Genomic DNA, 26,116 nt, shown 5'->3' with positions numbered 1-26,116 from the left:
GGCCGTAAACGCTACGGTCGCCCCCACGAATCCATTCTCGTGGCCGAGTCCCCGTTCGTCGACGACGTCAGGTACCAGCTGGTCGCGGAGGGCTGGCTGACGGCGCTCGCTCGCGTGAACGCATCGACCGTCGTCGTGCGCGCGCTCCGCGAAGACGGCCGCGGCCCGTCGAAGCTGCTGGCGATGGTCGTCGACGACCCCGACACCGCCGCCACGACCGACCACGTGTCGTACCTCGTGTCGGGCGCCGAGGAGACCGACGCCGACGCCACGCTGCTCACGGCGCTCGGCACGGTCACCGACCGCGCACACCGGGCGGCGGACGCCCGCGGTGTCGCCGTCGTCTCGCCGTCGACGCTCCGCGACGACGACGTGCAGACGACGGTCCTCGAGATTCTGCGTGCAGACCGTGCTGGTGCCGATGAAACGGCCAGCGGCGAACCCCCGGCCAGCGAACCGACCGACCAGGACTCCGGGACCGGGGACCCCGCCGACGAGAACTCCGGGGCCGTCGAATCGGGCGACCAGAGTAACGCCAGCCAGCAGTAACAGCGCTGCGCGGACTTGCCGGTCGCCGACAGCAAGAGGGACGTACCGCCGAAGCCGGTGGTGCTATCTCGATTCGGGGCCGCCGCTCCCGAAGGCCTTCCGCACGAGCGGCGACAGCAGCCCGAGCCCGAGCACGAACGCGAACCCGAGCACGCCGAGTTCGGCCCAGTCGGTTCCGCCACCGGACCCGCCGTCACTACCCGAGCCGCCGTCGCCACCGGAGCCGCCGCCGCCACCACCACCGACGTCAACGTCGCCGACGACGACGGCGCCTTTCATCCCCATCGAGAGGTGGGGATTGCAGTAGTAGAGGTAGACGCCCTCCGTCTCGAAGGTGTGGCTGTACGAGTAGCCCTCGTTGTTGATGGCCTCGTCGCCGCTCCAGTCGGCGTCGCTCGGCTGACTCTCGACGAGGACGTTGTGGGTGTTCGACACCCACTCGAAGTTCACTGTCGTCCCGGGGTCGACGCGCACGGCCGCCGGCCCGAAGCCGTAGGGCCCCTCGTTCGCCTCGACGCCGACCTCGACGGTGACCTCGCTGCTGCCGGTCTCGTCGACGACGCCGTCGTAGTTGCTGACGTCGCTCAGCCACTCGTCGACGCCTCCGTCCTGTGCCGCGGCGCCGCCGGCGAGCGCACTCGTTCCCACTGCAGCCGCTCCGGCGCCCGCAGACGCCCGGAGCAGACTCCGTCTCGTGACCGCTGAATCGCTGTGAGTCATCCTCGTCTAGGCATCGTACCCGGCGAACTCCATCAACTTCCCGAAGATGTCCGTGTCCATCGCCTCCTTGTAGACGACGCCCGTGAGCATCCCGCCGGGGTAGAAGTTCCCGTTCATGACGTGGTTGACCTTGTGGCAGTGCATCAGGTAGATGCCGGGGTCGGCGTTCGCTTCGAACTCGATGGTGTGTCGCTCGGCCGGCGCGACGTTCGTGACGTCCATCTCGTGCCGTGCGGCCTCGGGGATGACGCCGCCGTCTTTCGCCACGCGCTCGAAGCGGTGGTTGTGGATGTGCAGCGGGTGGCTCGTGTAGCCGGCGTTCACGTAGTGGACGCGTACGGTGTCGCCTTGCTCGACGATGAGCGGGGACCCGTGTTCGGGGTGGAGCGTCCGCGGCGCGACCTTCCCGTTGATGGTGAAGACGTCGGGGTCACGTGTGCGAGGACTGTAGTTGGCGTCTTCGCCGGCCATCATGCGGTTCAGCCGGGAGTCCCAGTCTTTGACGGTCATGAAGTACTCCTTGTCCGCGGGCTCGTACCCCTCCGGGTCCACGCGGAAGATGCCGTACATCCCCATGTCGATGTGGCGCTGGGTCTGGTAGTGGCAGTGATAGAGGTGGGTCCCCGGGACGTTCGCGGGAATCTGGTAGGTGTGCTTCTCGCCCGCGGGCACCTTGATGCCTGTCGACGTGGGGACGCCGTCGTTCTCCCAGGTCGTCTGGGACCCGTGGAAGTGAACCGTGTGAGGGCGCCTGCCGTCCGTGTTGTCGAGGACAACTTCGATGTCTTCGCCCTCGACGGTGCGAATGATTGGGCCGGGCACGCTGGGGTCGCCGTCCTCGGTGGCGAACGCCCAGACGCGCGGGAGTTCGACGGGGCCGCCCATCGTCTCCAGCGGGTGAGGCTCGTGGACTGCGGGGACGCTCTTCAGCGTCACTTTGTTGCCCTGCTCGGTGGCGTCGACGACCTCCGGCGGGCTCGTCGTCGGGAGGCTGGACTGCTGTGCGGTGTTCGTCGCCGTGGTTCCGGTGGTGTTCGTGACGTCTTCTCCACCGTCGGGAGCGGTACAGCCGGCGAGGGCGGCCGTGCCGATGCCGCCGGTCGCCGCAACGAATTCGCGCCGCGAGATGCCGAGGCCGGGAGCGCCGAACTGGTTCGTCATACAGGCTGGGGTATGGACTACCTACTTAATCGCGGCTCGCTGATTCCCTCTGCTGTGGAACCGTTCCTACGTTCTGGGAACGCCTGCGAGCCTGACACGCACCGATTAGTACAGCCTAAAACTGTACCCGGGCAAGTTCGGCCACCTCGCAACTGGCGACGCTCACCCGTCACGAACGGCTCCACGTCGACGACACACTGGCAGCAGAGCGCGGGAGAACGGAGCGAGTACTCGGCGACAGTCGGACCGAGTGAGTCAGTCAGCGGCAGTCAGTCCGAGCCCGTCAGTCGTCGGTAGCCGCCTGCTGGCGGTCCGGCAGCGGCCCGTCGTAGCCCTCCGGCACGTACGAACACAGCGGGTCGCTGCCCATCGGGTCGCCGGTCTCGGCGTACGCCCGCGAGCGGCTGCCGCCACACGACTGCCGGAACTCGCAGGCGCCACACTTCCCCTGGAGTTCGTCCTTCCGTCGGAGCGTCTCGAAGAGGTCGCTGTCCCGGTAGACGTCCACGACCGACTGCTCGCGGACGTTCCCCGCGGACTCCGGCAGGAACCCGGACGGGTACACCTCGCCGGTGTGAGAGACGAACGCGAAGCCGTCGCCGGCGGTGATGCCGCCGCGGCGCTGGGAGCCACCCCCACCCCGTTCCTGGGCCTGCTGTGCGCGCACGCGACGATACATCGGTGCCTCGGTCGTCTTGACGCCGAAGTCCTCCTCGCGGGCCACGTCGTCGAGCCACTCCATCACGCGCTCGGCGCGCTCGGGCGGGATGGCGTCGAGTGCGCGGCCGCGACCGACCGGCACGAGGAAGAACACGCTCCACAGCACCGCCCCGAGGTCGGCAACGAGGTCACGGACGGCCGGCAGGTCGTCGACGGTCCCTCCACAGACCGTCGTGTTCACCTGCAGCGGCACGCCCGCCTCGCGGGCGGCCCTGGCGGCGCGGACGGTTTCCACGAAGCTACCGGACTCCCCACGGAACGAATCGTGCGCCGCCGGGCCACCGCCGTCGATGCTCACAGCGAGCTGTTTGACGCCAGCGTCGGCGAGCGACTCGACGGCCTCCCGCGACAGCGACTCCGTTCCACTGGGCGTCACCGTCATCCGGAGGCCCTGTTCGGTGCCGTACTCGACGAGCTCGACGGTGTCCGGCCTCGCCAGCGGGTCGCCGCCGGACAGCACGACGAGTTGCCCGTCGCCGAAGTCGGCTGCGTCGTCGAGCAGGCGTTTCCCCTCCTCGGTCGTGAGCTCCTCGGGATGTCGCCGGGGCTGTGCGTCGGCCCGGCAGTGCTCGCAGGCGAGTTCGCAGGCCTGCGTCACTTCCCAGATGAGCACGAACGGTCGCTCGCTCGTATCTACTGGCGTCATGCTTGAGTCGGGGACGACAGCCAGCGACTCACGCGCGTTACCGTCGCCCCGAGTCGAGTTATCGCTCGCTGAGGCTTGTATCGGCGGGTGTGTTCCCAGACGCCGGGAACTGACGCGAGCCCCATTTGGGGAGCGTGGCTAGGCCGTGGTATGACAGCGGAACGAACGCGGGTGACCGACGAGCCGCGGAGCGCCACCGGCCGCGAGTGGGAGGTGTTCGTCCGCGAGGACGCCGATGGCCCCCTCAAGCACGTGGGGAGCGTGACCGCGGGCGACGCGGACAGCGCACACGAGCACGCGTCGTCGCTGTTCGACTGGGTCGCCGAGGCGCTCTGGGTGTGTCCGGCCGACGAGACCCGGCGGTACACCGCGACCGGCGTCGACGGGGGGCGGTCTGCGTGATCTCCGTCAGCAAGCTGCTGTGTGACCTCGACGCGGAGAGCGACGGCCTGCGGTACGACGCCGCCGACGAGTCCTCCGAAAACCAGATCACGGACGACAAACAGCAGCGCCCGGTCGTCGTCTGGAACCTCACGAAGCAGTGCAACCTCTACTGCTCGCACTGTTACGCCGCCGCCGACACCGAGACGGCGCCCGGCGAACTCTCCACGGATGAGGGGAAGGCACTGCTGGACGACCTCGCGGAGTTCGGGATACCGGTCGTCCTGTTCTCCGGCGGTGAGCCCATGGTCCGGGACGACCTCGAGGAGCTCATCGCGTACGCCGACGACGCCGGCATCCGGCCGGTGCTCTCGACCAACGGCACCCTCATCACCGAGGAGCGCGCCGAATCGATGAAGGAGGCGGGCCTGAAGTACGCCGGCATCTCCGTCGACGGCCTGCCCGAGCGCAACGACGAGTTCCGCGGCGAGGAGGGCGCGTTCGACGCGGCCGTCCGCGGCATCGAGAACAGCCTCGACGCCGGCCTGAAGACCGGGCTGCGCTACACCATCACCGAGGCCAACGCGCCCGACCTGCCGGAGGTCGTCGACCTCTTGCACGACGTGGGCCTGGACCGGTTCTGTTTCTACCACCTCGACTACGGCGGCCGCGGCGCGGACATCTCGAACCTGGACCTGTCGCCGGCCGACACCCGGGAGGCTGTCGAAATGGTCTGTGACCTCACGCGGGAGTACCACAAGCAGGGCGAGGAGATCGAGACGCTGCTGGTGGGCAACTACGCCGACGCCGGCTTCCTCGTGGAGTACGCTCGCGAGGAGCTCGGCGACGAGCAGGCCGACCGCATCTACCGCTACCTCGAGGCGAACGGCGGCGACCCGACCGGGGAGCGCATCGCCGACGTCGACTACCAGGGCAACGTCCACATGACGCAGTTCTGGCAGGGGTACAGCCTCGGGAACGTCCGCGACCGGCCGTTCAGCGACATCTGGACCGACGACACCAACCCCCTGCTGCGGGGGCTCCGGGAACGCGACGACCGCCTCACCGGGCGGTGTGCGTCCTGCCAGTACCAGTCCATCTGCCGGGGCGGCTCGCGGCTGCGCGCGCTGTCCGCGGGCGGCCCCTTCGACCCCGACCCGAAGTGCTACCTCAACGAGGACGAACGCGAGCCCGAGGCAGCCGCAGACAACGCGGTCGGCGACGCCTCGGCCGACTGACCGAGCAGGCGGCTCCGGTTCGGTCCCGCAACGGCGCCACAGCCCAACGACGAAGTCGTGTGGCAGTGGGCGGGAGTGGAAGTGGGAGAAAGTGAAAGCGGGAGCTGGCGCGGAGAACGCAGCTCTCCTCGCGGACGGTCAGTTCGGCGTGATGTAGACGCGCCACTCGTCGCCGGCCTGCTCTGTCTCGTAGTCGAACCCCCGGTCGGTGAGCACGCTGTAGAGGGGCTCGGGCTCGAAGCTGTTCACCAACAGCAGGGTCTCTCTGTCCCCGAGGTCCTCGATGGCGGCGACGATGTCGCTGAAGGGTTCGCCGTCGACATCGCGGACGTCGAGGCGCGCGTCCGGGTCGTCGTCGTGCATGTGCATTGGTATGGGTGCGGCGGTAGAGTCGGTTCTCCCGAAGTGGTTCGGGTCAGAACGGAGCGTCCGTCGACTGCGAACTGTCGGCGCCGTCGCGGGTGGTGGTCGGCGGCGTCGACCCGCCGTGGCCACCCTGGTCGGGTTCAGGGAGCTCGCCGGTCTCCCGGAACTCAGCTTCGAGGTCGGCGAGCGCGTCGTTGATGTCGCCGCTGCGCTGGTGCATCGGCGCCACACGGACCCGGACGAGGTCGTAGCCGTGGCGGTCGGCGAGCGCGTTCCACGCCCGGAACGACCCGACGGTCAGCGTCTCGCTCTGTGGGCAGAACGGCGTCGTCGGCGTGAACTCAGCGAGCAACACGTCCGGGTCGTCGGCGTCTTCGGCGTACCGGTAGCCAGCCTCCGTGTGGCGGGTGTCGCGGTTCAGGTCCGCGAGGTTGTAGCCGAACGTCATGTCGTAGACGCCGCGCTCCTCGAAGAGCTCGCGGGTGGTCTCGTGGAACGCGACGTGGTCGTCACCGTCCAGTACGTCGTGGTCGTCGAGGAAGTCGCCGGGCGTGGGTTCGACGCTCGGGTCGAACTCGCCGGCGGGTGCGAGTGCGTCCTCCGAACTGGCTCCGAACATGGATGACAGTTGGACAGCCAGCCGGGAGGACGTGGCCCCGAAGATGTTCGCGATGACTGCGGCGGCGGGGTCAACAGGTCGCGGCGGTGGCGGGAGTGGCAGACGCGACGGCGAGAGTGGCGGGAACGGTCGTCGCTGGCGCGACGGCCGTCACTCGTTCGGGTCGGGGTCGAAGATTTCGGGCTCCTCCTCGCCGAGCACGTCGACCTCGGCGAGCAGTCCCTTCCGGGCGACCCGGCTGAGCGCGTGGTCCACGAGCTTGATGCGCTCGGGGACCGGCGTCTCCATCGTCCCGACGAAACAGCTGCCGGGCGCGACCTTCATCGTCTGGGCGTTCTTGTCCGGCTCGGACGCGATGGCGCCGTTCGGCCACGCCTCCGTCCAGACGTTCCCGATGGGGTGGAAGTTCGAGGTGACGTTCGGTCCGCCGGTCACCATGTAGACGCGGACGCTGTCGCCCTTCTGGACCTCGAGCGGGCCCTTGTTGGCGGCGGCGTACGCGTACTTCTCGCCGTTCAGGGTGACGTACGTCGGGTTCTCGTCGGCCATCGCGTCCATGTTGAACGCGTGGTGGCCCTCCTTTCCGGTCGACTTGTCGGTGTAGATCTCGTTCTGGCCGAAGTAGAACTCGTGGTCGACCTCGGGGAGCCCGTCTTTCGGCTCGACGAGAATCATCCCGTACATGCCCGCGGAGATGTGCATGTCGAGGTTCGGGACGGCGCAGTGGTAGATGAACGCGCCGGGATACTCGAGGCGGGCGGAGACGCTGGCGCTCTCGCCGGGGTTGACTGTGGTCGCCTCGGCTGCCCCGCCAGTGCCGTAGACGGCGTGGAAGTCCACGTTGTGCGGCATCTGGTTGCCCTCGGGGTTCTCGAGCGTGAGGTTGAGCGTGTCGCCCTCACGGACCCGAATCATCGGCCCCGGGACCTGGCCGTCGAAGGTCATGTAGTCGAACGTGACGCCGGGTTCGATCTCGGCGGTGACCTCCTTGGTCTCCAGCGTGATGTCGTGGGTCTTCGGCTCGTCCCGGTCGATGGGGTCCGGGACGTCCGTCGGGTCGGCGGCGACAGTGTCGACGTCGACCTCGTTCGGTGTAGAGTTCTGCATCTGTTCGGTCATCGTCTGGGCTTCGGTCTCGACCGTGTCGTCGGTCGGTGCTTCCGCACAGCCGGCGATGGTCGCCGTCGCGCCGCCGACTCCGAGCGCCTGCAGCATCTTTCGTCGGGTAGTATCGAACATTGTGGGTCCTCTCCATCTGGGTGTATCGGGCCTACACACTTGAACCGGGTACGTTGTTCCAGCAATTCGAGGACCGTTCTCGGCGTCTGAGGTCGTGTACGAACGTATTCGGCTACCTTACTTAAACGAGGGTTCGGTGGAGGGTGCGCGAATATGTTCGGAGTTCTCCCTACCCGTCGCAGCGGCCTCTAGCCAGACATGACTTCAGTCTCCCACGACGACGTCGAGCCCGTCACCGACCACGTCCACGAGAACTCCTGGTCGGCGAACCTCGAGCAGCCCGAGCACGGCGACGACCGCAGTCTCGTGCTCGCGCACGCCGTCGACGCCGTCGAGAAGACGGCCGCCGGCCACCACGTGAACCTCGTCACGCACGGCGACCACGGCCACCCCGACGGCTACCTCTTCGACGCGCTCGACGCCGAGTTCGGCGACAGCGTCGACTGGGAGTACGTCGAGCAGTGTGGCTGTGGCGGCCACGTCACGCGCGTGCAGGTCACAGCATAGCTCGGGCCACGACTCAACCGGTCTCTTCTCGGGTCAGTCCGCGCGCTCGGCCGCCGGCCGGAGCCGCGACGGCAACACGTCGCCGTGCTTCCAGACGACGTACGCGACGTTCGCGGCGAACGCCAGCAGCCCGACCACGAGCAGTCCGCCACCGACCGGGGCAGCCACGTCGGGCAGCAGTTCCGCCTGCGAGGCGACGAACGCCAGCGTCCCGGCCGTGACCAGCGTGCCGTCGACGGCCGCCAGCCGGTCGCTGTAGAGGTCGTCGATCATCGGCACGGGCTCGAAGCCGAGGCGGTCGCTGTAGCGGTGGTCCCAGACGATGAACGGGACGACGTGGTAGACGGAGCCCAGCACGACGAAGCCGACGACGCCCACGAACAGGAGGTGCGTGGCGGCGCCGACACCGAACAGCGTCTCGCGGGCCAGCGGCTGTTCGACCCACGCGGCGAGCGCGAGCGGGCTCCAGACCGCGAGCGCGACGGCGGCGACGGCGTACCGCGTGAGCATCGGCGTGCGTTCGACTTTCGTCTCGTAGAGCTTGCGGGCGAGGATGCCGGCGAACGCCAGCGTCCCCGCAGTGAGGAGGACGGCGCCGACGACGGCGACCGGCCGGGAGCCGACGAGCCGCCCGAAAGCGAGCACGACGACGCCGACGGGGTAGCCGTACTCGACGCGCCGGAGGGCGTGGTCGACGCCGTGGAGTTCGGTCTGCGTGAACATCGTGGCGAGCTGGTAGAGCGCGCCGAGGATGGTGCCGAGCACGACGCCGAAGACGGCCAGCGTCGCGTGCGCGCCGACCAGGTGGGCGTGCGTGACGCCAGCGACGGGGAGCACGCCCATCGAGAGGTTCATCGCGAGCACGAACCCGAGGGTCACGACGACCGCGAACGCCGCCAGCGCGAACGCGAAGTGGGCCTCCGTGTGGTCGAGGTCGTCCACGCGTGCGAGCGTGCGACCGAGGTTGTAGACGAAGCCGTAGACGCCGAGCACGACGAACCCGCCGAAGCCGTGGATCCAGTGGCCACTGGCGGTCCAGAACGCCCAGCCGAGGCCGGCGACGCCGACGGCGACGAGCACGAGCGCGGCGCTGGCGAGCCGCCGCGAGTAGAGGTCGACGTTCGACCACACGGGCACGAACTGGGTCATCGCGCCCATGATGGTGACACAGACCCAGCCGACGAGCAGCAGGTGGACGTGGGCGAGCCCCGCCAGTCCCCCCGTCGCGCCGAGCGCGTCGGCGAGCCCGAGCGCGCCGCCAGCGAGCAGGAAGGCGAGCGCGACGAGGAAGTGCCTGAGCGGCAGCGTCATCGGGGGCTGCTGGTCCGTCGCGAGGCCGCCGGGGATTGCGCTCATGAGTGGTGGTTGGGTGTCGACGTGGCTGCCCGTTCTCCCGAACGTGTTCGCGTCACGCCGTGAGTTCCTCCTGGTCGAACGCCGGGAGGTTCGTCGCGAACTGCTTGATCGCCGTCTCCTCGGCGCGGTGCAGCGTCTCGCTGAGCGTAGACTTCGCGGTGTCGAGGTCGTCGGCGAGGTCGGTCAGCGTCGACTCCCGAGGGGTGTCGTAGTAGCCCGCCTCGATGGCCGCGACGAGGACCTCCTGCTGGCGGGGCGTGAGCAGGCGCTCGGAGTCCCCGGACTCGTAGAGGTAGCCGACTTCGAAGTCCATCCCGAAGGCGTCCAGCTGCTCGCGGAGCTGTGAGAGCTTCGCGTGCGGCGCGACGACCTCCAGCGTTCCCTTGCCGTCCGAGATCTCCAGCGGTGGTTCGAGCGGGAGGCCGGCCTCCCGCAGCGAGAACAGCAACAGCGGTTCGTCGGTCTCGAACTGGACGAGGACGGAGTCATCGTCCTGTTCGAGCGGGTCGAGCTGTGTGACTGCGTCGGACTCGTGCATGGCCTGCAGAGCTTCGACGACGTCCGGGCCGCTGACGTCGAGGAGCGCGACGCCGTGTTCCTCGTCGGGGAACGCGGCGAGCACGCGGAACAGCGTGTCCGGGTAGGTCGTCGAAATCTCGGAAATCCACACCGAGTCTGGCAGGTCGATGGTGAGTTCTGCGCGTGCCATGGGCGAATATATTCGACCCTACCGCCTCCACCCCGAAGACTGTTTCCCGAACTTGTTCGGGGAGAGGGTGACAGGTCGGAACCACCTACGAGTAGACATGCCCGAACTCGAGGACTGGACGGCAGAACTGGAAGAGACGGCAGCACCGACCGACAGCGACACCGAGCTCGTCGACGTCCGGGAGATGGGGCCGCCGGACCCGATGGTCGAGACGCTCGAGACGCTGCCCGAGCTCCCGGGCGACGTGTTGCTCGTGCAGGTCAACGACCGCGCGCCACAGCACCTCTACCCGAAACTCGACGACCGCGGCTACGAGTACGCGTCAGTGGAGGTGGGCGACGCCGTCGTCACGGGAATCTGGCAGCGATAAGCGAACGCGAGCGGCTACTCCTCGGTCCGTTCGGCGAGCACGAGCAGCGCGACGCTCGGCTCGACGGCTGTCGGCGAGACGTCCTGGCCGCCGTCGAATCGCGCGACGTCGCCCGACTCGAGCGTAACCCCGTCGTCGCCCAGTGCCATCTCGACTTCCCCCGAGAGCACGTGACAGACGACGGTTCGGCCGGGGTGCTGGTGTTCGGGCACCGACTCGCCCGCGTCGAGCGTGAGCCGCACGGTCTTGGGTTCCTCGCCGGGGAAGACGGCGGCGTGTGGCTCGCCCTCGAGGTCGGACAGCGAGACGACGCTGGGTGTCACTGTTTCGGGAACCGCGCGACGTACTCGTCGGACGCCTGCTGTTCGACCTCGTAGCCGTCGGCGTCGAACGCCTCCACTTCGGCCTGGAACTCGTAGAACAGCGGCTTCGGCTCGTGGTCGTTGACGAGTTCGAGAGTGTCGCCGCTGTCCATGTCCGCGAACCGCGTCCTGATCCGCGAGTGCCGTTCCGCCGGCGGCACGTCCCTGACGTCCAGTCGTGGCATAGGTGTCCGTACCCGGCTCCCGCGCTACCGCGTTTCCCCGAACGTGTTCGGCGGCTCCCACCCCGGGCCCGAACGGCCGGTCGCCGACGACGGCTCGAGCTCGTACCACTGGACGTCGAGGTCCGCCGCCTCCGCGCCGAAGACGGTCATCCCGACCGGCGCCGCCTGCTCGGCGAACGCCGCCTGCCGCTCGTGTGTCCGGTCGACGGCGACCAGGTCGCCCGTCACGACGACACTCGCCCAGTCGTCGGGCGTCGTCCGCTCGAAACAGACCAGCGACGCACCAAGTCCGTCCCGGAGCCGGTCGCCCTTCTCGCTGTCGGGCCCCCCGAGACTCTGGAACAGCGGCCGGCCGCCCGACGCCACCGCGAACGACATCGGGACCGACAGTGGCGGGTCACCGGCCAGCGACAGCACGCCGTCCCCACTGGCCGCGAGGAACGAAGACACCTCCTCGCCACTCATCTCGACACCGTCGTCGGGCGGAACCCGCCCGTCGGGCGCGTCCGGATGCATTGCTCGTGCGAATACGTTCGGCCACTCGTCCTTCAACGGTGGACGAGGTTCCAGCGGGCTGGGACGCCACGTGTGAACTGGTCACCCGGTCGCGGCACGGCTACACGCGCACCGCCGACGACCCGGTCACCGACTCGGGGACGTCGACCCGGTAGGTGGTCGAGGCGCCGTACTGCGTCGTGACGCGGAGCTTCGCCTGCCCACCGGCGTGCAGGCCGTAGAGGCTGTCGTCGGCGCCGGAGAAGTCGTCGGTGTTCTCCTCGACGGCCGTCGCGTTCACCACCACCTCGATGCGGTCCTCGGCCGCCGACAGGACCTGCGGGGACCCACCGGTGACCTCGCGCGTCGCGAACGTCTCGCTGTCGGCGGTGCCAGCCGTCCAGTGCAGCGTCGCGGCCTGCCGGGGGCCGACCCAGCCGATGGTCGCCCGGGAGAGGTTCACGTTCCCGGCGCCCGCCGACCGCCCGACCACCAGCTGGACTTCGGCGACGGTGCCGTTGACCAGCGCGTCGTCGGCCTCCGGCGTCACCTCGGCGAACGCGCCCGTGACGACGACCCCGTTCGTCACCTGTCCGGTGGCTTCCTCGCCGGTCGCCTCCCCCTGTGACTGCAGGAATCCGCCGACCTCGACGAGTGCACCGGCGGCCATCGCGGCCACCAGCACCATCGCCATGAAGACAATCAGCGTGCCGATGCCGACCTGTCCGCGGCTCGCCGACTGCATGTTACATTCGTTCGAACTCGCTCGGAATAAGCGTGGGGGTGCGTCCTACTGCTCGACCTTCTCGGCGAACTGCTCGCGGACTTTCGACACCTTCGGCGCGACGTTCACCGTGCAGTAGGCCGCGTTCGGGTTCTTCTCGAAGTAGTTCTGGTGTTTGTCCTCCGCCCGGTAGAACACGTCCAGTGGCTCGATTTCGGTGACGACGGGGTCGTCGAAGGCCCCCTCCGCTTCCAGTTCGTCGACGAACGCCGCCACGCGCTCGCGCTGGTCGTCGTCGTGGTACAGGACGATGGAGCGGTACTGGCTGCCGACGTCCGGCCCCTCCCGGTCGACCGTCGTCGGGTCGTGGACGGTGAAGAACACCTCGAGGACGTCCTCGTAGGCGAGTTCGTCGGTGTCGTACTCGACCTGCACGACCTCGGCATGTCCCGTCGTCCCCGAGCAGACCTCCCGGTAGGATGGGTCGTCGGTGTCGCCGCCTGCGTACCCCGAGGTCACGTCGACCACGCCGGAGAGCTCCTCCACCGCCGCCTCGGTGCACCAGAAGCAGCCGCCGCCGACGGTCGCAGTCGCTGTTGGCATGGCCACGACTACGGCGGGCCGCCGGGTAAGGCCACCGGGCGCGACGAATCCCGCCGGCAGCCCGGTCGGGCGCAGCGGCCAGCACGGGTCGCCCGGCGGTCGGGCGAAACGGCTAACCCGGCCCGCGAGCAAGCGCACGTGTGAGCGACCTCGACGACACGGACCGACGGATTCTGGAGCTGCTGGCGGCGGACGCGCGCCAGCCGTACAGCGACATCGCAGACGACGTCGGGCTGTCGGCGCCGGCCGTCTCCGACCGCGTCGCGAAACTCCAGGACTCGGGCGTCCTGCGACGGTTCACCGTGGACCTCGACCGCGAACAGCTCCGGGACGGCACACAGGTGCTCGTGGAGTTCGCCGTCCGGCCGGGCCGCGAGGGCGAGGTCCGTGACTGGGTCGCCGACGACGACGCCGTCGAACACGTCTTCGTCACCGCCGCCGGCGACGTGGTGTGTTCCGCGCGGCTGCCGGTCGCGGACGTCTCGGCGTGGGCGGCGGACGTCGTCGACCTCGACGCAGTCGACGACTACGACGTGACGGCGCTGGCGGGGTCGACCTGGCAGCCGAGCGTCGGCAGCGCCGACCTCGCGCTGGCCTGCGACGAGTGCGGGAACACCGTCACCAGCGAGGGCGCGACCGCGACTCTCGACGGCGACCGCCACCACTTCTGCTGTGGTTCCTGCCGGAGCCAGTTCGTCGACCGCTACGAGCGACTGGACGCCGACGCCTGACGGGATGGACCGGAGCCGCTTCGCCACCCTCTCGCTGGTCGCGTTCGGCCTCGTGCTCGCGGGCTTCGTGACGATGGGGTTCAGCCGCCTCGTGCTCCCGTACCGGACGGCGAGGCTGCTCGCCGCGCCCGCACTGCTCGGGGCGGCGGCGCTGGTCGTCGGGTTGTTCGGGCAGGCCGTGCTCGTCTTCGCCGGCGTCCGCGAGTTCGAGTGACCACAGGACCGGCGACTCGCCGAACGTTATAGGTGGCGTGCCGCACAACGCCACCGCAATGCCCGACGACGTCCCCGACAGCCGGCGCGCCCTGCTGGCGGTCGCCGCGGCCCTCGCCCTCGTCGCCTCGGCCGCCGCCGCCCCCGCCCTCGGGGGGCAGGCCCCCCTCGGCGGCCTCGACTCGCCGGCGTCCGCCGACGACCTCCCGCGCGCCCTCAGCCAGTTCGATTTCGTGCGCGACCTCGTCGGCGAGGCGCCACAGTCGGCCGGCGGGCTCGAACTTCCCGGCGGCGAGACGTTCGGCGCGCTCGACCCCGGCGACAGCACCGACGTCGGCGGCCCCGTCTCCGAGGAGCAACTCGAGGGCGCGGCGCAGCCGCACTTTCTCGCGTCCAGCGACCGCCCCCAGTACTGGCGGACGGCTGCCTACGTCACGTACACTGGCGACGGCTGGGAACGAGCGCCCGTGAACACCGTCGGCCCCCCGCGGCCCGAGAGCGAACGCGACCTGAGCTGGCACGAGGTCACGCTCCGGCAGCCCGCGAGCAGCCTGCCGGCGCCGTGGCGACCCGTGGGGATGTCGGAACGGCCCGTCGGCGTGGGCTACAACTGCACGGACGGCGAGACCTGCGACGTCGACTTCGTCCCGACAGACACCGGCGCAATCACGGCGGAACCGCCTCTCTCGGCCGGTGAGACCTACCGCGTCGAGAGCTTGGCTCCGGTCGACGACACCAGTGCGCTCCGGGACATCCGCGTCTCCGGGTCCTTCGCGTCGACCCAGTACACGAGCGTCGACACGACCGACCGCGTCGAGCAGCTCGCCGAGCGCGTCGTCGGCGACGCCGACAACCGCTACGACGCCGCGAAGGCAATCGAGCGCTACCTCGAGGCCGAGAAAGCGTACTCGCTGCGCGACGCCCCGGAGACCGGCGACAGCGCGGCCGACGAGTTCCTCTTCGAGCACGACGTCGGCTACTGCGAGAACTACGCGACCACGATGACGGTGATGTTGCGCTCGCAGGGGGTGCCCGCGCGCTACGTCGCGGGCTACACGAGCGGCGAGCGCGTCGGCGACGACCAGTACCTCGTGCGGGGCGCCGACGCCCACGCGTGGGTCGAGGTGTTCTTCGAGGACTACGGCTGGGTCCGCTTCGACCCGACGCCGTCGGCGCCCCGCCAGCAGGCCGACAGCGACCTCGCCGCGGGCACCGACACCTACCAGGTCCGGGTCGACAGCACGCTCGTGCCCGGCGACCGCGTGAACGCCACGGTGCTGTCCGCCGGCACGCCGGTCTCGGGCGCCGCCGTCTCGGTGAACGGCGAGTTCGCGGGCCGAACCGACGACGCCGGCGAGGTCCAGTTCACTGTGCCGTACGCCGAGTCCGTGAACGTCACCGTCGAGTCGCCGGGCAGCGGCGCGCCGGGCGACACCGACGGGTCGACGGCCGGCGGGTTCGGGACGGCCGGCGTCCTCGCACAGCAGACCGGCAGCGGCGAGGACGACGACGAGCCGCGGAACGGCTCGACGAGCCGCGAGTTCGAGGTGAACGCGGCGGTGGACGTCGCGTTCGACGAGCCGCCGCGGCCCGGCGAGAAAACCACCGCGCAGCTGTTCGTCGGCGGGCAGCCGTTCCCGGACGCGACCGTCGCGCTGGACGGCGTCGAACAGGGGCGGACGGACGCCAGCGGCGAACTGACCGTGTCGGTGCCCGACGACGCTGCTGGCGTCGTCGACGTGACGGCCAGCCGGGACGACCTCTCGGCGACCGTCTCCTACCCGCTGGACGACCTCCAGGTGGCGGTGTCGCCGGCGTACCTCGCCCCGCTGCCGGGGACCGACGCGACGGTCACCGTCACCGCCGGCGGCGAGACCGTCACGGGAGCGACCGTCGAACTGAACGGCGACCGGCTCGGCGTCACCGGCGAGGCGGGAACGGTCTCGGCGACGATCCCGTTCGGCCGCACGCCGTCCGTGACGGCAACGGCCAGCGGGAAGACCGCCACCGGGTACGTGGACTGGGTGCTGCCGTCGCTCGCGCTCGTCGTGCTCGCCGCGGCCGGCGTCGTCGCTGGCGTCGGGGTCGCGCTGCGCCGCCGCGGGCTCACGATCGCTCGGGTCGCCGCCGCGCTCCGGTACGCTGCCCGCGAGGTGGTCGCCGCGGCGGTCGAAGCCATCTCCGGGGTCGCCGACGCCGTCGACGACCTCGTCGCCGAGTTCCGGGCGGCCGCCGCCGACGGCTGGCGCGAGGCGCTGGCGTGGCTGGCGGGGCTGCCCGCCAGACTCCGGCTGCCCGACGTGGCCGGCTTCGTCCGTCGCGTGGCGGCTGCCGCTCGCGCCGGGAGCCGAGAGGCGAGCGCCAGCCCGGACGGCGACCAGTCTCGTGGCGCCCTCCAGGGTGTGTGGGCGCGGTTCGTCGCGCTGGTCGGCGTCGACGACTGGCAGACCCGGACACCGGTCGAAGTCGCACAGGCGGCGGTAGACACTGGGCTCCCCCGGGAGCCGGTCGAGCGCGTCACGGAGTCGTTCCGGGCGGCCGCGTACGGCGGGGGCGACACCGAGAGCGCGGTCGCCGAAGCCAGCGAGGCGCTAGACGCCCTCACCGACCGCGCCGGGGACGACGATGACGAGGAGGGGAGCCGCCAGTGAGCGACACGAGAGCGACACTGCTGGCCGCACTCGGCGTGGCAGCGGCGACGGCGGCGGTCGTGGCCGTGCTCGGGCTCGCGCCCGAGAGTGTGCTGGCGCCCGCCGAGCGCGTCGACGCCACGCTCGGCACGGGCGTCCTCGGCATCGGGCTGCTCGCGTACGCCGTCCACCGGCGGCGCAGCGGCGACGGCGACGACCACGCCGCCGACGACCGGCTGCTGCGGGACGCCGAAGCCGACGGCGCACCGGCTCCCGGCGAACGCGTCGACGCGGCCCTCGCCCGGGTCGCCGCCGATGGGACCGGCCGGCGGAGCAGCGACGCTCGCGAACTCGTTCGTGAGCGTGTCCGCCTGACTGCCGTCCGCGCCGTCGCCCGCGAGGCCGGCGTCGACGAGGGGACAGCCGTCGACGCCGTCGCGGCCGGCGAGTGGACGGACGACCGGGTGGCGGCGGCGTTCCTCGGCGAAGACGACCGCTCGCCGCGGCTCCCGCTCCGGGAACGGCTGCGGGGCTGGCTGCACCCGGGGGAGGCGTTCGAGCGCCGCGCCCGCCGTGCAGTCGGCGCGGTCCACGACGTCGCCGCGGAGGTGGGCCAGTGAGCCGCGAGACCGGCGGGCTGCTCGCGACCCTCGCGCTGGCGGCAGCCGGCGTCGCCAGCGGCCAGCGCGTGCTGTTCGTCGCCGCCGCGATACCGCTGGCGTTCGTCGCGTTCGCCGCGCTCTCGGTCCCGCGAGACCCGGGCGTGGTGCGGGTCGAGCGCGCGCTGTCCGACGCGTCCCCGCTTCCGGGCGACCGCGTGACGGTCACGGTGACCGTCGAGAACACCGGCGACGCCGCGCTGACAGACCTCCGCGTGGCAGACGGCGTGCCAGACGGGCTCCGAGTCGTCGAGGGGACGACCGCGACCGGGCTCGCGCTGCCGGCCGGGGAGACGGCGACGTTCGAGTACGCCGTCGTGGCGGACCGCGGCCAGTTCCCGTTCGACGACCCGACGGCCCGGTTGCGCGGCGCGGGCAGCTCGACCGCGCGAACCGAAACCGTCTCCGCCGACGGCGCAGCCTCGCTGGACTGCCGGGTGACGGTCGCGGACATCCCGCTGCGCCGCCAGACCACCCAGCACACCGGCAGCCTGCCGACGGACACGGGCGGCCCCGGCATCGAGTTCCACTCCACCCGGGACTACCAGCACGGCGACCCCGTCTCGCGCATCGACTGGCGGCAGTACGCGAAGACCGGCGACCTGACGACCGTGAACTACCGCGAGCGGCGGGCGGCCGCCGTCGTGCTCGCGGTCGACGCCCGCTCGGAGAGCGACGTGACCGCCCGGGACGGCGCGCCGTCCGGCGCCGCGCTCTCGGCGTACGCCGCCGCACAGGCCGTCGAGCCGCTCGAAACAGCCGGCCACCAGGTCGGCGTCGCCGTCTTCGACCTCGACCACTCGGCTGCCGCCGCGTCGGGCCCTGCGTGGGTGCCGCCCGGCACGGGCGACGACCACCACGCGCGGCTGGCGGCCGTCCTCCGCGAGGCCATCGACGGCCGTGACGCAGACGACCCCGGGGAGCCCGAGCGAGACGAGGCCCCCATCGACGAGCCGTCGGAGGAGCGCACTGCGCAGCCGGCGGCGGCCGCGGACGGCGGTAGCGGCGGGACGACGTGGCTCGACGGCGAGAGGGACGGTGACGACGACCTCGTCCGCCAGTTCGCCGGCCGGGTCGACGCGGGGACACAGGTGGTGGTCTGTTCGCCGGCGCTCGACGACTTCCCGGCGTCGCTGGCGCGACGGCTCGCCGCCGACGACCACGAGGTCACGGCGGTCTCCCCCGACGTGACGGCGACGGACACGCCCGGACGGACGCTGGCTGCGGCCGACCGCGCGCTGGCGCTCGACCGGCTCCGGTCGACCGGCGCCACGGTCGTCGACTGGTCGCCCGACGAGTCGCTGGCGAGCGCCGTCTCGCGTGCCACCACCGCGGTGAAGGGCGGAGGTGGGCGACAGTGACCGACGACGAGCCGGTCCGCCGCCCGACGCTCGTCGCCGGACTCGTCGTGCTGGCGGTGGTCGCGTTCGCCGCCAACGACGCCGGCGCGACCTACGGCGCGCTCGCGCTGGTCTCGGCAGGCGGCGGCGCCCTGCTGGCAGTGGCCACGGGGCTGGCGGGCCGCGACGAGCCGGTGGCGGTGCTCGCCGCGTCGCTGCTGGCGCCCGCCGGCGGCGCCGCCGTGCTCGCGGCGACCGGGCTGTCGCTGGCCGACCCGCCGCTGCTCGCCGGTCTCCTCGACCCGGTCGTCGTGCTCGGCCTCGCCGCGGCCGGATTCGGCGCGACGGCCGCGTTCACCGGCGGCGTCGGCGGCGGTGCGGTCGGCCGCGCGCTCTCGGTCGTCTCCGCGACCACTGTCCTCCCCGTGCTCGCCGCTCTCGGCGCTGGGGTCTCCCGGTTCGGCCGGCAGGCGGGTCTGCTCGGAGACGTCGGCGGGCTCCTGGACACGCTCGCCACGGTCGCCGTGACGCCGACCGGCGGCGACGTCGACGTGGTGGCGTTCCTCGTCGTGCTCGCCGTGACCGCTCGCGCGCTGGCGGCCGGTATCGACGCCGCACCGGTCGTTGCACTCGCGCCCCGGGACCACCGGGACGCCGTCGCCCGCGCCACCCGGACCGCCGTCGTCGTCTGTCTCTCCGTGTGGCGGCTCGCCGCGCTCGCGTGGCCCGTGGTCGCCGTCCTCGCGCTCGGCGGGACCGCCGACCAGGTCACCCGTCCGTTCCCCGACGCGCTCGTCTCGGTGACGGGGTCGCTGGCGTCAAGCGGCCTGCTTCGGTGGGCGATGCTCACCACCGTCGTCGTCTCGCTGGCGCTCTACGCCGTTCTGCGCGTCGGCCGGCTGGCGACGGGCGACTACCGAGAGAGCCTCCAGCGGGTGGCCCCGACCGTGGGCGGCGGTCTGCTCGCGGCCGGCGTCGGCGTCGTGTTCGCCGACCGGCTGGTCGCGGCCGCACGAACGAACGCCCCCGAGCCGGGGCCGACCGTCGTCACCAACGTCGTCGACCTCGTCGGCGCGCCGGCGCTCGCCCTTTTCGGGCTCGTCGTGCCGCTGCTGGGGCTGGCCGCGCTCCTCGTAGCCTTCGCTGCGCTCGGCGGCCTCCGCGTGATACCGCAGCGCGCCGCGCCGGCAGCCGTCGCCGCAGCCGGTCTCGTCCTCGCGGCCGCCGCAGCCGGCGTGCAGGGCGCCAGCCCCGGGTTCGTCTTCGCGCTCGTCGCCGCGGGCATGGTCGCCTGGGACGTCGGCGAGCACGGCGTCGGGCTGGCGGCGGAGCTCGGGCGGCGCGCACCGACGGCGCGCGTGGAGCTGGTGCACGTCGCCGCCAGCGTGGGCGTCGGCGTGCTCTCGTACTACGGCGCCCGCTGGCTGCACGGCGCCACGACCGGGATGGGCCCGCCCGACCAGACAGGGGCGTTCGTCGCGTTCGCGGCGGCCGCCGTCGCGCTACTGGCGCTGGTCGCCGCGCTGTCCACCCGGCAGTCCAGCGCGTGAGGAACAGGTCTGGACCGCTCGCTACGTGACTGCGGGGACGTCGATTCGGTCGAGAACGTCAGCGACGACGTCGGCGGGGTCGACGCCCTCGACGTTCGCCTCGCCAGTCAGCACGACGCGGTGGACGAGCACCGGCTCGGCGATGGCCTTCACGTCGTCGGGCGTGACGTAGTCCCGACCCTGCAGGACCGCCCGCGAGCGCGCCACCTCGAACAGTTTCTGAGTGCCACGGGGGCTCACGCCGACCTCTACCCGCGGGTCCTCCCGGGTGCCCCGGCCGACGTCCACGACGTAGTCCCGGACACCGTCGGCGACAGAGACGGTCTCCGGAACCTGCTGGAGCGCCCGCAGCGCGTCCTCGGGCACGACCTGCGAGACGTCGGGCGTCGTCGCCGTGCGGTCGGCACGCCGGTCGACCAGCTCCCGCTCGCCGGCCCGGTCGGGGTACCCGATGGCGGCCTTCACCGCGAAGCGGTCGCGCTGGGCCTCCGGCAGCCGGAACGTCCCCTCCTGCTCGACAGGGTTCTGGGTCGCGATGACGAAGAAGGGGTCGGGGAGCTGGCGGGTCTCGCCGTCGATACTCACCTGTCCCTCCTCCATCGCTTCGAGGAGTGCGGCCTGCGTCTTCGGCGGCGCGCGGTTGATCTCGTCGGCAAGCACCACGTTCGCGAACACGGGGCCGCGGTTGAAGCTGAACGACTCCGTGGCGGCGTCGTAGACGTGCGAGCCGGTGATGTCCGACGGGAGGAGGTCGGGCGTGAACTGGATGCGCGTGAACTCGAGACCGAGGGCGTTGGCGAGGCTGCGGGCGGTCAGGGTCTTGCCCGTGCCGGGGACGTCCTCGAGGAGGACGTGGCCGCGGGCCAGCGCCCCCGAGAGCACCGTCTCGAGGAACTCTCGGTCGGTGACGACGGCCCCGGCGACGGCATCGACGACGTCCGTGCAGGTCTGGGCGGCTGTGTCGACGTCCATTCGACTGGCCCGTCGCCGCGGCGGGCCTTGTAGCTGTCGGGACTCCCGACCTATCACCGGCTGGACTGAAACGTTGTTCTGGATACACTTACGTGGGCGCGGCCACTCTAGGCGAGTGGAGTGGTCACCGGCTCCCCACTCCAGTCAGTATCTGTCCGGTCCCCGCTCTTCGGTCCTCCACCCCCATCCAGCCTCGCCCTCGGCCCGGCGCGTCGCTGGCGCGACTCAGAGCGCCAGCCGCATCGCCACGTGCTCGATGCCGGCCTCCGTGAACGGCTCGCCGTCCCGCTCGTAGCCGCGTGCCGCGTAGAACGCCTCGACGTGCAGCTGCGCGTGGAGGTAGAGCTCGTCGAAGCCCTCGCGCGCGGCGTACGCTTCGACGGCGTCCATCACCGCTGCGCCCAGCCCCTCGCCCCGGTGTTCCTCCCGGACGGCGACGCGCTCGACCTTCCCGACGCCGGGCTCGTACTCGCGCAGTCGCGCGGCCGCCACCGGCTCACCGCCAGCACCGCCGTCACCACCTTCCCCGCCGCGGCCACGATTCTCGCCATCGCCGACGGCTTCGTCGTCGTCGGCGTACCCGACGAAGTGTGTCGCCGACGCCTCGTGCTCGTCGACCTCCAGCTCCTCTGGAACCCCCTGTTCGTCGACGAATACCGCGTAGCGAACGCTGAGTGCGTCCTCGTAGCGGTGGTCGTCGCTCTCGACGCGTACTACCCGCATACCCCCACAGAGTGGTGGGGCGGAGAAACGCCTACTGGTCGCCGGAGACGCTCGCCACGAACTCGCCGAGCAGTGTCGACAGCATCGCCGCGAACGCCGTGTCGCGGCTCCAGAACGCCGTCTCGCTTGCTGCGTCGTCGCCACGCACGCTCACCAGCACGGCGTCGTCGTCGGCCATCACGACCCGGTCGGCGCCCATGTTGGGCGTCGGCTGGTGGCCGACCGTGACGGTGCGAGCACCGATCTCCCGAGCCACGTCGAGCACGTCGTCACTCTCGCTGATGACGGTCACCGACACGCCGGCGTCGACGGCTTCCGCGAGCGCGTCGCGGACGCTCGGCCCGACCCGCTGCACGTACTCGGTCCCGTACACCACGTTCTCCTCGGCAGACGCGATCAGCTGGGCCGCCCGCGACGCCACGTTCGTCGAGCCACGGACGGTCCAGATGGCCTCGCTCTCCTCGTCGTCGGTGTCGTACTCCGAGCGCACGCCCTCCAGGTACTCGAAGGCCGAGTCGCTCTCCGAGCGCAGCTGGCGGTAGAGCCGGTCGCGGGCCTCCTCGACCCCGACCGGGCGGTACCGCGTCGGGTTGGACTGTTCGACGTCTACCAGCCCGCGCTCCTCGAGGTCCTCGGCCGCCCCGTACACCTGCGACCGGGGGACCTCGGCGATCTCGGCGACCCCACTGGCGGTGCCCGCGCCGAGCTTCTGCAGCGCGACGAACACGCGAGCCTCGTAGGTCGTCAGTCCCAGTGACTTCAGCGCGTCGACGGCGTCGTCGTCGTTCATTCCGCCTCCGTGCGGTCGCGCGCCCACTCTCGGACCACTCGGTCGTACTGGTCGGCGGTCAGCTCGCCCTCGCGGAACCCCTCGCTGGCGGCCGCGAGGTCGTCGTCCGTCACGTCGGCCTGCGCGAACACGCGCTCGAAGAGGTCCGAGACGACCGTCGCCTCGGTGTCGCCGAGCACGTCGGTCTCGCCGTTCCCGAGCGCCTCACCGACGAACGACACGTCCGTCCCATCGGGGGCGTCGCCGTCCACGACGACCTCGTAGGTCGCGACCGCCGCCGTGTCGTCGTCGTCGTCGTCGCCGTCCTCGCTCAGCCGCCACGCGACGTGCACGCCGTCGTCGGTCGCGACGGCGTTGACCGGCTTCGGGGTCGCTTCGACGTTCGTCACGGTGGCGCCGCGCACGGACTCGGTGAGCGCCACGCGGCCCGCACCGGACACCGACACCGTCGCCGTCAGCGTTCCGCCGGGCTGCACGAGGTCCCGGGACAGCACCCGGGTCGGCGCGTCGGTCGCGGCCGTCGACGCCGCTGCCACGGCTTCGCCGACACCGTTCGCCGCGAGCGGGACGCCCGCCTCGGCCTCGTCGTCGCCGTCGTCGTCCGTCGTCGAGTCGCCGCCGAAGTCGTCGCTCGTCCAGTCAGGGCCGGCGTACTTCGTCCACACCACGAGCAGGCTGGGCAACACCAGCACGCTCGCGAGGAACGCGTAGATGATGGTCAGCCCCGTGATGATGCCGAACTGCTGGAGCGGCGGCAGGATGGCGAACGCCAGCACGCCGAAGCCGCCGACGGTCGTCGCCGCGCTCCCCAGCAGCGCGCCGCCGGTCCCCGTGACCGCCGTGCGCATCGCCGTCCACACCGAGTCGGTGCGGTCGAGCTCCTGCATGTACCGCTCGCTGAGGTGGATGCTGTACGCCACCCCGAGCCCGACAGTCAGGCTCGTGATCATCCCCGTCAGGACGTTGAACGGGATGTCCATCAGGTACATCGTCCCGAGAATCCACGCGACGCTCAGGACGACCGGCAGCAGCGTCACCGCGCCCAGCGTCGCGCTCCCGTCCGTGATGCGGTAGGTGAGCATCAGGAACGCGAACACGGCGACGAGCGTGATGAGCAGGCTCTGGATGACCGTGTCCAGCAGCTGGTCCTGCACGATCTTGTTCAGGATGGCGCTGCCGGTCGCGGTCGCCGTGATGCCGTCGCCCTCGGCGGCCTCGGCGACGTTCCGCATCTGCTCGGTGATGTCGTCACTGGATGCGCCGCCCTGGATGGAGACGACGAGCCGCAGCGCCTCGGCGTCCCCGTCGGCGTCCTGCGCGATGTACGACGACGCCTGCTCGGGCGACGCGTCGAAGAACGCGTCGTAGACGCCCGAGACGTTCTGCTCGGGGACGCCGTCACCGTCGGTGTCCGCCGACTCGAACACCGACGCGAACTGCTCGTCGCTCGCGGCGGTCGCCTGCATCGCGGCCAGCGGCCCCTCGATGCCGGGCTCGCCGTTCGAGAGAATCTGGGTCGTGTCCTCGTCGGCGGCGGCGTTACGGGCCGCCTGTACGCGTTCGAGGGCCGTGTCGCCGTTCACGTCTCCCTCGAGTAGAATCTGGGCCTGCGAGTCCTCGCGCACGAACCGGTCGTTCACGTACTCGAGGTTCTCCTTCGCGGAGTACTCGCCGGGCGCGAACGGCTCGGGGAGGTCTTTCTGCCAGTCGGCGGGGTCGTCGGCCAGGAAGTCCTTCTGCTCGAAGGAGGTGTCGACCTGCGTGCCGCCGTAGGCGCCGGCGGCCGTCACCAGCAACGCGAGCACGATGACGATTGCGGGTGCCTTCCGGGCGGCGGTCGCGCCGACCGCGAGCACGTTGCTGAACCGGCCGCCGCCGGTCCCGAACGCGCGCTTCTTGCGGTCCCAGCCACGGCCCTCGAGGAACTCGTCGAGTTCGACCTTGAGCGCCGGAATCAGGAGCCCGAACACGAGCAGGGCGGCCGTGATGCCGACCGCGCTCACGACGCCGAACTCCTGGATGGGCGGCACCGGACTGGTGAGATTCGACAGGAACCCGATGACGGTCGTGGCGGTCACCCAGACGAGGGCGATGCCGACGCCGCTGAGCGCGACGGTCATCGACCCGCGAACGGAGCTCGGGGTCGACTCGTCGTGGCGCTCCTCGCGGTGCCGCATGAAGATGTGGATGGCGTAGTCGATAGACAGCCCGATCAACAGCACGGGCACCGCGATGAAGATCTGGTTGAACGCGATGTCCGTCCAGCCCATGAAGCCGAACGCCCACACGAGCACCGCGACGATACCGAACAGCCCGAGCAGGATGTCCAGCACGTCGCGGTACGCGATAGTGAGCGCCAGCAGCACGAACACGATGGCCAGCGGTCCGACAATGAGCAGGCTGTCGGCCATCGAGTTGTTGATCTCGTCGGTGATGATGCCGCCACCGAAGATCAGGTACTCGAGGTCGCGGTCCTCGGCGAGGTCCTGCATCGCGAGCTGGGCGTCGACGACGGCTTCGTCGGTCACCTGCCCTCCTGCGGGGACCGCCTCGGCGTCCTGCGTGACGACCAGCATCGTGGCGTCGGCCGAGGTGTCACCCGGCTCGAAGCCGTCCGAGGGCATCAGGGCGAACGGGGAACGGCCGTTCCCGCCGTTCTGCGTGTCCGCCGAGAGGACCTGCGAGACGACGTCCTCGACCTCGCTGCCGTTCATCGACTCGAGTTGCTCGCGCTGCTCCGCGAGCGACGCGTTCCGTGCGTCCTCGATGTCGGCTCGCTCGTCCTCGAGTTCGTCGGCCATCGACTCGAGGTCGCTGGCGCGCTGCTCGAGGGCCTGGTACTCCTCGCTGAGCACGCCGACCGTGCCGGCCTCGTAGGCCTGCTGGGCCTCCTGCTCGCTGCCCGCCGCGCGCAGCGCTTCGGCCGCGCGGGCGAACGTCTCGGCGTCCTCGTCGTCGAGTTCGACAGAGGAGTTCGCCGCGACGGAGTTGAACGACGCCTGCGGGCTGGCGTCGGGGTTCTGCCGGAGGAACGTGAGCTCGGCGCGCAGCGCCTCGGCCGTCTCGTTCAGCGCAGTCTGGCGCTGCTCGACGGCGGTCTGTTCGGTCTCGAGTTCGGTCGCCAGCGACCGGACTTCCTCGGCTTCCTCCGTCTGGATGGCCGCGATGGCGACGATGTTCGCGACGCCGGAGACGGACGTGTCGCCCGCCAGCGTACCGTTGACGGTCTCGTTGTCGTACAGCGCTTGCTCGTAGGCGAGCGTCTCGAGGAGCGCGCTGCGCGTGAGCACGTCGTCGCCCTGCACGATGACCTGTGCGGTCGTGGTGTTCTCGTCGCCGGACTGGAAGTTCTGGTCGATGTAGTCGAGCTTCTCCGACTCCTCGCTCTCGGACTGGAACTGGTCCAGCGAGGAGGACTGCTCGACCATCGGCGCGCCGGCGCCGACGGCGAGTGTCAACACCAGCATGACGGCGATGATTGCTCGGCTGTGGTCCGTGACGAGGTCGGCGACGTCGTCGAAGCTCTTCATGGCCACCACCCGGGAGATTGTGTTGGTA

28 protein-coding genes are annotated in these 26,116 nt (G+C 70.9%); 11 read left to right on the top strand and 17 right to left on the bottom strand.

The annotated features are described in order from the left end of the window. Positions 1-39 precede the first annotated feature (39 nt). On the top strand, positions 40-549 hold the full coding sequence (locus LT971_RS06800; RefSeq protein WP_237006094.1) for a hypothetical protein: 510 nt from the start codon (positions 40-42) through the stop codon (positions 547-549). Between the two features lie 63 nt (positions 550-612). On the opposite strand, the gene LT971_RS06795 is transcribed toward LT971_RS06800, so the two are convergent. The 3 genes from LT971_RS06795 to LT971_RS06785 form a co-directional block, all read right to left on the bottom strand. Beyond that, entirely contained in the window at positions 613-1,197 is a 585-nt protein-coding gene (locus LT971_RS06795) for a halocyanin domain-containing protein (protein ID WP_237006093.1), read from the bottom strand. A gap of 78 nt (positions 1,198-1,275) precedes the next feature. Further along, positions 1,276-2,430, bottom strand: a complete 1,155-nt coding sequence (locus LT971_RS06790; protein WP_237006092.1) for a multicopper oxidase domain-containing protein — start codon at positions 2,428-2,430, stop codon at positions 1,276-1,278. A gap of 283 nt (positions 2,431-2,713) precedes the next feature. Continuing rightward, positions 2,714-3,796 (bottom strand): radical SAM protein, encoded by a 1,083-nt coding sequence (locus LT971_RS06785; protein ID WP_237006091.1) that lies wholly within the window; start codon positions 3,794-3,796, stop codon positions 2,714-2,716. A 150-nt stretch (positions 3,797-3,946) separates the two neighbouring features. On the opposite strand from LT971_RS06785, the gene LT971_RS06780 reads away from it, so the two are divergent. Both LT971_RS06780 and LT971_RS06775 read left to right on the top strand, forming a co-directional pair. Further along, entirely contained in the window at positions 3,947-4,198 is a 252-nt protein-coding gene (locus LT971_RS06780; RefSeq protein ID WP_237006090.1) for an Htur_1727 family rSAM-partnered candidate RiPP, read from the top strand. Continuing rightward, positions 4,195-5,415: a TIGR04347 family pseudo-SAM/SPASM protein gene (locus LT971_RS06775; RefSeq protein WP_237006089.1), complete on the top strand. Its 1,221-nt coding sequence runs from the start codon at positions 4,195-4,197 to the stop codon at positions 5,413-5,415. The genes LT971_RS06780 and LT971_RS06775 overlap by 4 nt, the downstream gene beginning before the upstream one ends. A gap of 138 nt (positions 5,416-5,553) precedes the next feature. Here LT971_RS06775 and LT971_RS06770 read toward each other — a convergent pair whose 3' ends face one another. From LT971_RS06770 to nirK, 3 genes are all read right to left on the bottom strand, one after another. Further along, positions 5,554-5,778 (bottom strand): DUF2249 domain-containing protein, encoded by a 225-nt coding sequence (locus tag LT971_RS06770; RefSeq protein ID WP_237006088.1) that lies wholly within the window; start codon positions 5,776-5,778, stop codon positions 5,554-5,556. A gap of 52 nt (positions 5,779-5,830) precedes the next feature. After that, a complete protein-coding gene (locus LT971_RS06765; RefSeq protein ID WP_237006087.1) occupies positions 5,831-6,400 on the bottom strand; it encodes a DUF7998 family protein in 570 nt (189 codons plus the stop codon). Between the two features lie 150 nt (positions 6,401-6,550). After that, the gene (nirK, locus tag LT971_RS06760) at positions 6,551-7,639 is read right to left on the bottom strand and encodes a copper-containing nitrite reductase (protein WP_237006086.1); all 1,089 of its coding nucleotides are present in this window, start codon (positions 7,637-7,639) and stop codon (positions 6,551-6,553) included. A 198-nt stretch (positions 7,640-7,837) separates the two neighbouring features. Here nirK and LT971_RS06755 point away from each other — a divergent pair, with 198 nt between their 5' ends. Beyond that, positions 7,838-8,146 (top strand): CGCGG family putative rSAM-modified RiPP protein, encoded by a 309-nt coding sequence (locus LT971_RS06755; RefSeq protein WP_237006085.1) that lies wholly within the window; start codon positions 7,838-7,840, stop codon positions 8,144-8,146. Between the two features lie 33 nt (positions 8,147-8,179). On the opposite strand, the gene LT971_RS06750 is transcribed toward LT971_RS06755, so the two are convergent. Further along, positions 8,180-9,502 carry a hypothetical protein gene (locus LT971_RS06750; RefSeq protein WP_237006084.1) on the bottom strand — a complete coding sequence of 441 codons (1,323 nt, stop codon included), beginning with the start codon at positions 9,500-9,502 and terminating at the stop codon, positions 8,180-8,182. Positions 9,503-9,554: 52 nt separating this feature from the next. Then, the gene (locus LT971_RS06745; protein WP_237006083.1) at positions 9,555-10,211 is read right to left on the bottom strand and encodes a helix-turn-helix domain-containing protein; all 657 of its coding nucleotides are present in this window, start codon (positions 10,209-10,211) and stop codon (positions 9,555-9,557) included. A 97-nt stretch (positions 10,212-10,308) separates the two neighbouring features. On the opposite strand from LT971_RS06745, the gene LT971_RS06740 reads away from it, so the two are divergent. Further along, a complete protein-coding gene (locus LT971_RS06740; RefSeq protein ID WP_237006082.1) occupies positions 10,309-10,581 on the top strand; it encodes a DUF2249 domain-containing protein in 273 nt (90 codons plus the stop codon). A gap of 14 nt (positions 10,582-10,595) precedes the next feature. On the opposite strand, the gene LT971_RS06735 is transcribed toward LT971_RS06740, so the two are convergent. From LT971_RS06735 to msrA, 5 genes are all read right to left on the bottom strand, one after another. Further along, positions 10,596-10,904: a cupin domain-containing protein gene (locus tag LT971_RS06735; RefSeq protein WP_237006081.1), complete on the bottom strand. Its 309-nt coding sequence runs from the start codon at positions 10,902-10,904 to the stop codon at positions 10,596-10,598. After that, entirely contained in the window at positions 10,901-11,128 is a 228-nt protein-coding gene (locus LT971_RS06730; RefSeq protein ID WP_237006080.1) for a DUF2249 domain-containing protein, read from the bottom strand. Before LT971_RS06730 ends, LT971_RS06735 begins: the two co-directional genes overlap by 4 nt. 24 nt (positions 11,129-11,152) lie before the next feature. Beyond that, on the bottom strand, positions 11,153-11,644 hold the full coding sequence (locus LT971_RS06725; RefSeq protein ID WP_237006079.1) for a pyridoxamine 5'-phosphate oxidase family protein: 492 nt from the start codon (positions 11,642-11,644) through the stop codon (positions 11,153-11,155). A 100-nt stretch (positions 11,645-11,744) separates the two neighbouring features. Then, entirely contained in the window at positions 11,745-12,368 is a 624-nt protein-coding gene (locus LT971_RS06720) for a flagellin (protein WP_237006078.1), read from the bottom strand. A 45-nt stretch (positions 12,369-12,413) separates the two neighbouring features. Continuing rightward, positions 12,414-12,950, bottom strand: coding sequence for a peptide-methionine (S)-S-oxide reductase MsrA (msrA, locus tag LT971_RS06715; protein ID WP_237006077.1), 537 nt, complete (start codon positions 12,948-12,950; stop codon positions 12,414-12,416). Positions 12,951-13,090: 140 nt separating this feature from the next. Between msrA and LT971_RS06710 the strand changes: the two genes are divergently transcribed. The 6 genes from LT971_RS06710 to LT971_RS06685 are packed head-to-tail and all read left to right on the top strand — an operon-like array spanning position 13,091 to position 20,073. After that, positions 13,091-13,681 carry an AsnC family transcriptional regulator gene (locus tag LT971_RS06710; RefSeq protein WP_237006076.1) on the top strand — a complete coding sequence of 197 codons (591 nt, stop codon included), beginning with the start codon at positions 13,091-13,093 and terminating at the stop codon, positions 13,679-13,681. Positions 13,682-13,685: 4 nt separating this feature from the next. Then, positions 13,686-13,895, top strand: coding sequence for a hypothetical protein (locus LT971_RS06705; protein WP_237006075.1), 210 nt, complete (start codon positions 13,686-13,688; stop codon positions 13,893-13,895). Positions 13,896-13,953: 58 nt separating this feature from the next. Continuing rightward, positions 13,954-16,545 carry a transglutaminase TgpA family protein gene (locus LT971_RS06700; protein WP_237006074.1) on the top strand — a complete coding sequence of 864 codons (2,592 nt, stop codon included), beginning with the start codon at positions 13,954-13,956 and terminating at the stop codon, positions 16,543-16,545. Beyond that, on the top strand, positions 16,542-17,144 hold the full coding sequence (locus LT971_RS06695) for a DUF7269 family protein (protein WP_237006073.1): 603 nt from the start codon (positions 16,542-16,544) through the stop codon (positions 17,142-17,144). Before LT971_RS06700 ends, LT971_RS06695 begins: the two co-directional genes overlap by 4 nt. After that, positions 17,141-18,544, top strand: a complete 1,404-nt coding sequence (locus LT971_RS06690) for a DUF58 domain-containing protein (protein WP_237006072.1) — start codon at positions 17,141-17,143, stop codon at positions 18,542-18,544. The genes LT971_RS06695 and LT971_RS06690 overlap by 4 nt, the downstream gene beginning before the upstream one ends. Beyond that, positions 18,541-20,073 carry a DUF7519 family protein gene (locus LT971_RS06685; RefSeq protein WP_237006071.1) on the top strand — a complete coding sequence of 511 codons (1,533 nt, stop codon included), beginning with the start codon at positions 18,541-18,543 and terminating at the stop codon, positions 20,071-20,073. Before LT971_RS06690 ends, LT971_RS06685 begins: the two co-directional genes overlap by 4 nt. 21 nt (positions 20,074-20,094) lie before the next feature. Here LT971_RS06685 and LT971_RS06680 read toward each other — a convergent pair whose 3' ends face one another. The 4 genes from LT971_RS06680 to LT971_RS06665 form a co-directional block, all read right to left on the bottom strand. Continuing rightward, positions 20,095-21,045 (bottom strand): AAA family ATPase, encoded by a 951-nt coding sequence (locus LT971_RS06680; protein ID WP_237006070.1) that lies wholly within the window; start codon positions 21,043-21,045, stop codon positions 20,095-20,097. Between the two features lie 225 nt (positions 21,046-21,270). Continuing rightward, positions 21,271-21,768 (bottom strand): GNAT family N-acetyltransferase, encoded by a 498-nt coding sequence (locus LT971_RS06675; protein ID WP_237006069.1) that lies wholly within the window; start codon positions 21,766-21,768, stop codon positions 21,271-21,273. A 31-nt stretch (positions 21,769-21,799) separates the two neighbouring features. Next, the gene (locus tag LT971_RS06670) at positions 21,800-22,558 is read right to left on the bottom strand and encodes a TrmB family transcriptional regulator (RefSeq protein ID WP_237006068.1); all 759 of its coding nucleotides are present in this window, start codon (positions 22,556-22,558) and stop codon (positions 21,800-21,802) included. Continuing rightward, on the bottom strand, positions 22,555-26,088 hold the full coding sequence (locus LT971_RS06665) for an efflux RND transporter permease subunit (protein WP_237006067.1): 3,534 nt from the start codon (positions 26,086-26,088) through the stop codon (positions 22,555-22,557). Before LT971_RS06665 ends, LT971_RS06670 begins: the two co-directional genes overlap by 4 nt. Positions 26,089-26,116: the final 28 nt, after the last annotated feature.

Source organism: Halobacterium rubrum (assembly GCF_021729015.1).
GTDB lineage: Archaea > Halobacteriota > Halobacteria > Halobacteriales > Halobacteriaceae > Halobacterium > Halobacterium rubrum.
Note: the sequence above shows the minus strand (reverse complement) of the source record. Positions and strands in the feature narration are given on the sequence as shown.